The organism is Kitasatospora sp. LaBMicrA B282 (genome assembly GCF_050325825.1).
Classification (GTDB): Bacteria; Actinomycetota; Actinomycetes; order Streptomycetales; family Streptomycetaceae; genus Kitasatospora.
Window position 1 is genome coordinate 1 of record NZ_JBNQTI010000293.1, and the last position, 5,409, is coordinate 5,409.

Sequence of the window (5,409 nt, forward strand, 5' to 3'; positions counted from 1 at the left end):
GGCGCGGCGCCGCGCCCGGCGGCGTCGGTGCACAGCTCCCACCACGCGGTGATCCGCTCGGCCTTCCCGGTCAGCTCGGGGTCGGGGAACTTCCCGCCGTCCTGCAGCCCGGGCAGGAACCGCAGCCGGGTCTCGCCCCGCAGCCTGAACCGGACGTAGCGGAGGCCCGGCCGCGGTTCGTGGATCCCGATCCACTCGATCTCGTGCCAGGCGTGGGTGCGCCCGCGCCCGAAGAAGCCCCAGTGCACGGTGACCCCGCGCACCCCGACCACGGTGGAGCTGCGGTAGCCGGTCCAGAGCAGCAGCCCCAGGACCGCTGCCGCGCTGCCGGAGCTGATCAGCCCGCCGACCGGGCCGCCGGTCCGCAACCCGGGTGCCAGGCAGACCACGGCGGTCAGGAGCACCGGCCCGCCGATCCGGCGCCCGACCGGCCGCAGCTGCTCGCGCCCCAGAAAGATCAGTTCTTCCACGGCCGGGCAGCATACGCCCGGGAACGCCCGGAGGGCCCGCGGTTTTCACCGCGGGCCCTCCGGGCTACCGCTCTGCGACGAAGCGAGGACTCCGTCAGGTACGGCCGACTACTTCGTCAGGTCCGGACCCGGCGCCGCCACCGCGGCCGGGGTGTCGGCGACGGCCGACTTCTCCTCGCCGCGGAAGGTGAACTTGGCTTCCTTGCCCTCGCCCTCGACGCCCACGACCACGATGTGGCCGGCCCGCAGCTCGCCGAAGAGGATCTTCTCGGAGAGGTGGTCCTCGATGTCGCGCTGGATGGTGCGGCGCAGCGGACGGGCACCCAGGATGGGGTCGTAGCCGCGCTTGGCCAGCAGCTTCTTGGCCTCGACGCTGAGCTCCAGGCCCATGTCGCGGTCCTTGAGGCGACCGTCCACCTTGTCGATCATGAGGTCGACGATCTGGATGATGTCGTCCTCGGACAGCTGGTGGAAGACCACGATGTCGTCGACGCGGTTGAGGAACTCGGGGCGGAAGTGCTGCTTGAGCTCCTCGCTGACCTTGGCCTTCATCCGCTCGTACCCGGTGGCGGTGTCGCCCTGGGCGGCGAAGCCCAGGTTGAAGCCCTTGGAGATGTCCCGGGTGCCGAGGTTGGTGGTCATGATGATGACCGTGTTCTTGAAGTCCACGACCCGGCCCTGGGAGTCGGTCAGGCGACCGTCCTCCAGGATCTGCAGCAGCGAGTTGAAGATGTCCGGGTGGGCCTTCTCGACCTCGTCGAAGAGGACGACCGAGAACGGCTTGCGGCGCACCTTCTCGGTGAGCTGGCCGCCCTCCTCGTAGCCCACGTAGCCGGGCGGGGAGCCGAACAGCCGGGAGACGGTGTGCTTCTCGCTGAACTCCGACATGTCGAGGGAGATCAGCGCGTCCTCGTCGCCGAAGAGGAACTCGGCCAGCGTCTTGGAGAGCTCGGTCTTACCGACGCCGGACGGGCCGGCGAAGATGAACGAACCGCCGGGGCGCTTCGGGTCCTTGAGGCCCGCACGGGTGCGCCGGATGGCCTGGGAGAGCGCCTTGATGGCGTCCTTCTGGCCGATGACGCGCTTGTGCAGCTCGTCCTCCATGCGCAGCAGGCGGGAGGACTCCTCCTCGGTCAGCTTGAAGACCGGGATGCCGGTGGCGGTGGCGAGGACCTCGGCGATGAGCTCCTCGTCGACCTCGGCCACGACGTCCATGTCGCCGGCCTTCCACTCCTTCTCGCGCTTGGCCTTCGCGTTCAGCAGCTGCTTCTCGTCGTCACGCAGCGAGGCGGCCTTCTCGAAGTCCTGCGCGTCGATCGCGCTCTCCTTCTCGCGGCGGACCTCGGCGATCTTCTCGTCGAACTCGCGCAGGTCCGGCGGCGCGGTCATCCGGCGGATGCGCATCCGGGAACCGGCCTCGTCGATCAGGTCGATCGCCTTGTCCGGCAGGAAGCGGTCCGAGATGTACCGGTCGGCCAGGGTGGCGGCGGCGACCAGGGCGGCGTCGGTGATCGAGACCCGGTGGTGCGCCTCGTACCGGTCGCGCAGGCCCTTGAGGATCTCGATGGTGTGCGGCAGCGACGGCTCCGCGACCTGGATCGGCTGGAAGCGGCGCTCCAGGGCCGCGTCCTTCTCCAGGTGCTTGCGGTACTCGTCCAGCGTGGTGGCACCGATGGTCTGGAGCTCACCGCGGGCCAGCATCGGCTTGAGGATCGAGGCGGCGTCGATCGCACCCTCGGCGGCGCCCGCGCCGACCAGGGTGTGCAGCTCGTCGATGAAGAGGATGATGTCGCCGCGGGTGCGGATCTCCTTGAGCACCTTCTTCAGGCGCTCCTCGAAGTCACCGCGGTAGCGGGAGCCGGCGACCAGTGCGCCCAGGTCCAGGGTGTAGAGCTGCTTGTCCTTGAGCGTCTCCGGGACCTCGCCCTTGACGATCGCCTGGGCCAGGCCCTCGACGACGGCGGTCTTGCCGACGCCGGGCTCACCGATCAGCACCGGGTTGTTCTTGGTGCGGCGGGACAGCACCTGCATGACCCGCTCGATCTCCTTCTCGCGCCCGATGACCGGGTCGAGCTTGGCCTCGCGGGCGGCCTGGGTGAGGTTGCGGCCGAACTGGTCCAGGACCAGCGAGGTCGACGGGGTGCCCTCGGCGGGCCCGCCGGCGGTCGCCGACTCCTTGCCGCCGCCCTGGTAGCCGGAGAGCAGCTGGATGACCTGCTGGCGCACCCGGTTCAGGTCGGCGCCCAGCTTCACCAGGACCTGGGCGGCGACGCCCTCGCCCTCGCGGATCAGGCCGAGCAGGATGTGCTCGGTGCCGATGTAGTTGTGGCCGAGCTGAAGGGCCTCGCGGAGCGAGAGCTCCAGCACCTTCTTGGCCCGGGGGGTGAACGGGATGTGGCCGGACGGGGCCTGCTGCCCCTGCCCGATGATCTCTTCGACCTGCTGGCGGACCGCCTCAAGAGAGATCCCGAGGCTCTCCAGGGCCTTAGCGGCGACACCCTCGCCCTCGTGGATCAGGCCCAGGAGGATGTGCTCGGTGCCGATGTAGTTGTGGTTGAGCATCCGGGCTTCTTCCTGAGCCAGGACGACAACCCGCCGCGCGCGGTCGGTGAACCTCTCGAACATCGTTAATCGCTCCTCAGAGCGGTCGGGCAGTTCGGGGACTGTCCCCGCCCTGTCCTTCCGCATGCTAGTCCCGCTCAGCGGCGCGGCCCACGGTTCTTCCTCACGGCTGCGAGGAAATCATGCATGCGCGACCAGCCGACACCCTTCCCAACCTGATGCTGGGTAACGGTGTTCCCGCCAGTCCGCCCGATGCACGTGTTGCCGCTACGCCAATGGCGAACACGCTCCGGCCCCCGGTGGGGAACAGTGCGCACCCGCCTCGTTTGTCGGCTTCGCGGCTGCCTCCGGGCCGGGCTGCGGAAGCCACTCGTGCCTCGGTCGCCCGCCCCACCAGCATTCATACCGGAAATTCCGGCCGTTCTCGTGCTGTTTCCCGGGTGGCGCTGTTCGCCCGGCGAGAAGTCCGCCCCCGCGGGGCCCGGATGACGGGAGCTCAAGCGGGGCGCGATCCGGGAGCCGATGGGCTCCGGCGGCGCCGGGCGCGGCCCGCCGCGGCCCGGGTGGGGCCGAACGGGGGCGGGCGCCGTGACCGCACCGCCGCTGTGGCGTTGCACAGGGCGTGAGCGTGCGGTCGGCCGGGTCGGGCCACGGTGCGCGGAGGTCGGGCCTCCGCGCACCGTCGTGGGCGGCGCGGACCGTTCGGTGCGCCGCGTCGTACCCAGCGTGCCACGGTCCGGCGCCGAGCGCGCCCCGCGCACGGGGCGGCCGGGCCTGGCCCGCAGGACGTCCGGGTCAGGAGGCGTTGGCCGCCTCGTACGCCTCGCGCACGTTGCTCGGGACCCGGCCGCGGTCGTTGACCGGGAAGCCGTTGTCCTTCGCCCAGGTACGGATCTTGGCGGTGTCCGCGCTGCTGGCCGCGGGACGGGCGGCCCGGCCGCCGGTGCGGCGTGCGCTGGTGAGCCGGCCGCTCTGCTTGCGGCCCTTTTCGACGTACGGAGCGAGCAGCACGCGCAGCTTCTCCGCGTTGTCGGACTTCAGGTCGATCTCGTAGGCAACGCCGTCGAGGGCGAACGTCACCGTCTCGTCCGCCGAACCGCCGTCGAGATCGTCTTCAAGAATGACCTGCACCCTCTGTGCCACGGGACTCCCTTTCCTTAACGACCCAATGCCTTAGGGAAAGGAAACCGCCTTTTCTCGGAAAACACAAACCCCCGACTGTTCGCCCCGGGCGCGCCAAGGCGCGCGCGGCAAGTCGTACCGCGGCATCCCCAGTGGGTTCGCGTGCCGTTCCAGCCGTGGTTCAGAGGTGCAGCAGCATGCGCGAGTTGCCCAGGGTGTTGGGCTTCACCCGCTCCAGGTCCAGGAACTCCGCCACTCCTTCGTCGTAGGAGCGCAGGAGTTCTTCATACACTTCCGTAGCGATGACGGCCGGGTCTGTCGTACCATCATCGGTTTCCCCGATCTCGACGAAGCCGTGTTTCGCGAAGAAGGACACCTCGAACGTCAAGCAGAAAATCCGACGGACGCCGAGGTGGCGGGCGGTCTCCAACAACTGCTCCAGCAGCAGGTGGCCGATCCCGTGCCCGCGGCAGACCGGGTCGACCGCCAGGGTGCGGACCTCGGCCAGGTCCTCCCACATCACGTGCAGTGCGCCGCAGGCGAGTACGGTGCCGTCCGCGTCGCGCTCGGCGACCCAGAACTCCTGGACGGATTCGAACAGGGCGACCGTGGGCTTGTCGAGCAGAATGCCGTCGCGCGAGTAGCTGTCGATGAGCCGGCGCACCGCCCGCACATCACTGGTCCGCGCCCGGCGGATGGTGACCTCCATGGGCGGGACGTTATCGCGTCGGCGGGTGGGGGGTCTCCTCGGTTCCGGAACGGCTGTCGGGGCCCGCCACCCGAAGGGCGTCGCGCAGTGCCTCGCGCTGCTCGGCGGACATCATGCCGAAGAAGTGCACCAGGGCGGCCGCGGGATTGTCACTGGTGGCCCACGCGTCGTTCATCAGAGATGCCGTGTACGCCTCACGGGTCGAGACCGGGGCATATCGATAGGCGCGCCCGGCGCGCTCCCGGCGCAGCCAGCCCTTTCGGTACAGCTTGTCCAGCACCGTCATCACCGTGGTGTACGCGATTTCGCGTTCCGCGCTCAGATCGAGCAGCACCTCGCGCACCGTGACCGGGCGGTTCCACCGCCACAGCCGGGTCATGACGGCGTTCTCCAGTTCACCGAGCGGCCGCACCATACGACCACTTTAGAGAGTTTTGTCGGATTTCTGGTGAAGGCTTAACGGCGCAGGCACGGGGAGGTAGGCCGAGGTAAGGGGGGACACGGCGAGGCATGGCGAAGGCCGCTCCCCCCGGGGGGAGCGGCCTT

The 5,409-nt window shown here is 69.6% G+C and carries 5 protein-coding genes; all 5 read right to left on the reverse strand.

Going from position 1 to position 5,409, the window contains the following annotated elements:
• Positions 1-470, reverse strand: a 470-nt coding sequence (locus tag ACQRUO_RS38370) for a hypothetical protein (RefSeq protein ID WP_428320815.1), incomplete at its 3' end; no start/stop codon positions are given.
• A 108-nt stretch (positions 471-578) separates the two neighbouring features.
• Positions 579-3,095 (reverse strand): ATP-dependent Clp protease ATP-binding subunit, encoded by a 2,517-nt coding sequence (locus ACQRUO_RS38375; protein WP_428320816.1) that lies wholly within the window; start codon positions 3,093-3,095, stop codon positions 579-581.
• A 732-nt stretch (positions 3,096-3,827) separates the two neighbouring features.
• Entirely contained in the window at positions 3,828-4,175 is a 348-nt protein-coding gene (locus tag ACQRUO_RS38380) for a histone-like nucleoid-structuring protein Lsr2 (protein ID WP_428320817.1), read from the reverse strand.
• A gap of 160 nt (positions 4,176-4,335) precedes the next feature.
• The gene (locus tag ACQRUO_RS38385) at positions 4,336-4,863 is read right to left on the reverse strand and encodes an amino-acid N-acetyltransferase (protein ID WP_428320818.1); all 528 of its coding nucleotides are present in this window, start codon (positions 4,861-4,863) and stop codon (positions 4,336-4,338) included.
• Positions 4,864-4,873: 10 nt separating this feature from the next.
• Positions 4,874-5,278, reverse strand: a complete 405-nt coding sequence (locus ACQRUO_RS38390; RefSeq protein WP_428320819.1) for a BlaI/MecI/CopY family transcriptional regulator — start codon at positions 5,276-5,278, stop codon at positions 4,874-4,876.
• Positions 5,279-5,409: the final 131 nt, after the last annotated feature.

What these genes read in the sequence shown, in the direction of transcription:
- ACQRUO_RS38375 (WP_428320816.1), bottom strand. Translation starts at nt 3,095, where the DNA reads ATGTTCGAGAGGTTCACCGACCGCGCGCGGCGGGTTGTCGTCCTGGCT.
- ACQRUO_RS38385 (WP_428320818.1), bottom strand. Translation starts at nt 4,863, where the DNA reads ATGGAGGTCACCATCCGCCGGGCGCGGACCAGTGATGTGCGGGCGGTG.
- ACQRUO_RS38390 (WP_428320819.1), bottom strand. Translation starts at nt 5,278, where the DNA reads ATGGTGCGGCCGCTCGGTGAACTGGAGAACGCCGTCATGACCCGGCTG.